The organism is Pirellulales bacterium, from assembly GCA_036267355.1.
Classification (GTDB): domain Bacteria; phylum Planctomycetota; class Planctomycetia; order Pirellulales; family DATAWG01; genus DATAWG01.
Genome location: DATAWG010000085.1, coordinates 1 through 3,901 on the forward strand (window position 1 = coordinate 1; position 3,901 = coordinate 3,901).

The 3,901-nt window shown below is 62.9% G+C and carries 6 protein-coding genes; all 6 read right to left on the reverse strand.

The genetic code is table 11. The features are described 5' to 3' along the window. Positions 1-178: 178 nt before the first annotated feature. Positions 179-817 carry a tyrosine-type recombinase/integrase gene (locus VHX65_13390; GenBank protein ID HEX3999540.1) on the reverse strand — a complete coding sequence of 213 codons (639 nt, stop codon included), beginning with the start codon at positions 815-817 and terminating at the stop codon, positions 179-181. Positions 818-1,011: 194 nt separating this feature from the next. After that, entirely contained in the window at positions 1,012-1,248 is a 237-nt protein-coding gene (locus VHX65_13395) for a hypothetical protein (GenBank protein ID HEX3999541.1), read from the reverse strand. Next, positions 1,245-1,499: a hypothetical protein gene (locus VHX65_13400; protein HEX3999542.1), complete on the reverse strand. Its 255-nt coding sequence runs from the start codon at positions 1,497-1,499 to the stop codon at positions 1,245-1,247. Before VHX65_13400 ends, VHX65_13395 begins: the two co-directional genes overlap by 4 nt. After that, positions 1,496-1,867: a hypothetical protein gene (locus VHX65_13405; protein HEX3999543.1), complete on the reverse strand. Its 372-nt coding sequence runs from the start codon at positions 1,865-1,867 to the stop codon at positions 1,496-1,498. Before VHX65_13405 ends, VHX65_13400 begins: the two co-directional genes overlap by 4 nt. A gap of 1,020 nt (positions 1,868-2,887) precedes the next feature. Continuing rightward, positions 2,888-3,616, reverse strand: coding sequence for a hypothetical protein (locus tag VHX65_13410; GenBank protein ID HEX3999544.1), 729 nt, complete (start codon positions 3,614-3,616; stop codon positions 2,888-2,890). A 49-nt stretch (positions 3,617-3,665) separates the two neighbouring features. Further along, on the reverse strand, positions 3,666-3,901 hold a 236-nt coding region (locus VHX65_13415; GenBank protein HEX3999545.1), incomplete at its 5' end, for an ISAs1 family transposase.

Consider the following 3,901-nt stretch of genomic DNA (forward strand, 5'->3'; position numbering starts at 1 on the left):
GGAGTCTGGACGCTCCGGTCCGCCGCGGCTCCTTACCCAAGAAAGCAAACCAACTTCATTGCAACAGCCAACCCGAAATCGCCACCGCGACGCCATCGAGCGCTTGCCTGGTGGTGCTGCGCCGCTATCCCCGTCGGACACTAGCCCACAAACCTCGGAAAACTCGCTTGATTCAGGCCTAGTTGGTCGCAGCTCGAGTGATTATCGCCCCGGTGTCCAGGTCGACGTCTTCCCATTTCAGGGACAGAATTTCGTCGATTCGCCAGCCGGTGCCGATCGCAAACATCAACAGAGCCCGCCACCAATCGGCCGCCTCGAAATGCCGTCGGGCGGGCGCCGTCGCTTTGTCGCAAGCCGCGTAGATGGCTTGGAAGTGTTCGGCGGTAACGACGTGCCCGAGCCGCCGCTCTTCGCGGACCATGCGGAACTTCGGCACCTTCGACGGATAGCCCCACTCGGCCGCGATGCGCAGCACTGCTTTGACGTGGCGCAAGTCTTTGTTGATCGTGGCCGTCGAAACGAGCGATTCCGGCTTCGATCCCCGGTCGGCCTGCCGCTTGGAAATGAAGTTGTCGATCGTCGCCGTGGTGAGCGCCGACAGCCGGTCCGGCTTGGCGTGCTTCTCGAATGCGTCGAGCGATTGCTTCGCAGCGCCGCGGCTGCGAGGGGCCAGCCGCGGCAAAATCTTCGTTTCATACTCGACGCGTAGATCCGCCCAATCCTTCCGGCTTTTGGTTTCGTATACGCCGGCGGCCAGTTGGCCCTCGATCTTGCGTTGATATTTCTCGGCCGCGCTCTTGCCGCCGATCCGTTGCAACTTCCGCTTGCCGTCCGGCGCCAGCCAGCCGACCGACCGACCGCGGGCAATCGTTGCCCAGCCGTTGCTTCTGCCGATGATCTTGGAATAACCAAGCTTTCATGGTTCAGGTTCCTTTGCAGTTGTGGGGGGAATTACTAAAAAGCCGGCCCGGCGCCCTGTCGCGAGCGCCGAGCCGGCGGAAGGTGCTGTCGTCAATCCAATTGCCGCTTTCGCTCGAATCGTTCGATCAGCTCGCGGAGCGCGGCAAACTCTTCCGGGGTTGCGCCGGGGTCGATGTCGTCCTCGCATAACGAGCCGGCGCCGCCGGACAACTCGAACGAAAAAGCCACCCCTTTCTTTCCTCGCCAGAACGTGATTTTCAATTCGACGGCATTTTCCAGCCAGTCGGCCGGCTCCGGGCCATGTCCGAAATTCATGCGGTTCATCATGCGGCACCGCCTTCCCCGTTGCGTCGAAGGTCCGGCATGTTCTCGATTAGCCGGGCCTCGTAGCGAGCGGGAAAGAGATTGAACTTTTCGCCCCTCTGCTCGGCTCTTATCTCTGCCCATTCCTCGGATGCCGTGAGACAGGCTATGGCCATACGCTTATTAACCGCCCAGTGCTCGACCGTTTCTTTGCCGGTTGCGGTGTCGATCCGAATTATCTGATAGATCGGTTCCTTGGCGACGTTGCACGTCATGCGGCACCTTCCTTCCCGCCGGCGTCGACGTCTGGCTTGTTCTCCCGGCGCAGCGCTGCCAGCAACGCCGGCTCATGCGCGTTCTCGGTAGCTGGCGTGAAGTCCGCGGACGGCGGCAACGGAATGTCGCGTTGCACGATTCGATCCACCTTGTACGCGGTGTCGAACATCGTGGCTGTCTTGTGGCCGAGATGGTATCGGCCCATGCCGGGGTACATCCGTTCGACTTGGCTCGCGGAGCCGCGGCGAAGCCACTTGATGCAGCCGCCGACGCCAGCGCGTTCGGCAAGCTCGCGAAACTCGGCGCCGAGGTTTCTGTTGTGGCACCAACTCGCCAGGATGATCCGTCGCGGTTCGCCGTGCGCCATGCAACGCTCCTACCTGCTGCATCACGTCGGCGGGCAGTAGCCGCGAAATCGCGTTGCCCGTTTTTGACATTATCACGGTGAGCCGGCCGCTCCCATCGGGCTGAACCGTGATCGACTGCCGCTCAATCGCGAGCACGTCGCCACGGCGGAGTCCGGTTGTCCAGGCCAGCATGATGAATGTCAGAAACCAAACCCGCTTTTCAATCCCGGTCCTGTAGCAACTGCCTTTCATCGCATCGGCGGCCGCGAGCAGCCGCTTGTATTGCGAAAGGTCGTAACCGTCGATGACAAGGGCCGGCCGCTTGACGGGCCGTGCCTTGCGCGGAGGCTCTTCCACGTAGCTTTCCTCGAAAGCAAACCGCCACAGCGTCAACAGCGTGCGCCGATAGCCGTGGATCGTGTGCGGCCTAAGCGTCAGCAACGTGTCCGCGATAAATGCGTTCAACGTCGCCGCGTTCAGGTCCGATAGCTTCGCGGGGCGTTGACGGTGTCGGCTCAGCTTGAGAATCGCCGACCCGTGGGACGATTTGTTGCTTGATTGCGAAAGCCCGCGAGCCGGGGTGTAGTGCTTGCGGAGAAGGTCAGCGAGCGTCGTCTCCGGCGTGGCGGGTTCTTTCGGCGTCGGTGAGGGGGCCGGCGCCGGCTTGGCGACGGTGTTGTTTTCCGCCGTGGGACGCCTCGCCGCTGGTGCTTTACCGGACGGATCGACCGGCCTTTGCCACGATCAAGACGGCGTAGCCGCGATACGGGACGTGCCCGGTCGCGCGCTCGGCGCGATCGACGGGGGACGCAACAGAATCAACGTGCTGGGTGGCAGCCATCGGGGCAACCTTTCCTTCGCCGGCGGGAGAACGCCGGCGCAAAAGAGTCTAACACGGTGGTTTTGGCCATTGCTCAATTCTTTCGTTCAAAAGTGTGAAGTGGTAAACGCCAGCCCCGCGCCGGGGGACGGCAGGAAAAAAACCGCCGCGAGCGTCGCGCCATGCCTAACGCGAACACCCGCGACGGCCCCTCGACGGTTCAAACGACGGACGTTGCGGGCGCGGGGAACAAGTCGACGTCGTCCCACGCCGGCACCGTCGTCATCAGTCGCTCTTGCTCCGCCCGCAGTTCCGCAATCCTGCGATTCGCTTCGGCGACGATCGGCTTGTACGATTCGGTCCGGGCGTGGGCTTCGTGAGCCTGGGCCAATCGCTCGCGGATTTGCTCCCGTTCCGCCACCACCAAATCCGAACCGCCGCCTTGGTGGATGCGGTCCAGCCGCTCCAATTGGGGCGTGAGTTCGTCGATCGTTTTGCGGCACTCGCGGCCGATCGGCCCCTCGACGCAATGCCGCTGCAAACCGGACGACGCCTTCACACTGTTGATCTCGCGGTTGAGCTCCGCGATTCGGCCGGAGCGATTGCGGCCGGTGCGGGACAGGAATTCGCCGGCGCCGTACCGCAGGCCAGTGGCCTCGCTCCGTTTGGCATCTTCGGCGGCCTGCAATTCGAGCAGCGGCTTCTCGGCATCGCGGACCATCTGGTTCGCCAGGTCGCGGACACGGCTGGCTTCCGCTAGAAGATGCCGCTTCTCGCCCTGCATCTTGGCAACCTCCCCGTCGAGCACGGCCGCCGGGCGGAGCTTTTCGGAGGCTTTGTAGCGGTCCGACAGCAGAGCAACGTCGCGTTCGAACACTCGAAGCGTCTTGCCGACCAGCGGCAGCAACTCGGCGACGGACTGGGCATCCGGGGTTTTGCCGGCTTCCACATCGCCGCCCCCGCGAAGGGCTTCGGCCCCAGGGCAATTGCACGTTAATTCACGGTCCGAGTAGGACTTCGAGCATGTAGTTCTCGTTCCAGCCGGCGCTGAGGCGTTTGTTCTTGACGCCCAGCTTTTTGGAATTGTTCTTGAGTAGGCTCAGCGCGGTGCGACGCAGTATGCTCAGGTTCGCGTCGGCGTGGCCGCGGCGGACGCGCGATTGGTCTTCGCCAAACGTGACATCGAGTTGCCAATGCAACCGGTTCTCGATTCCCCAATGACCACGCACCGCAC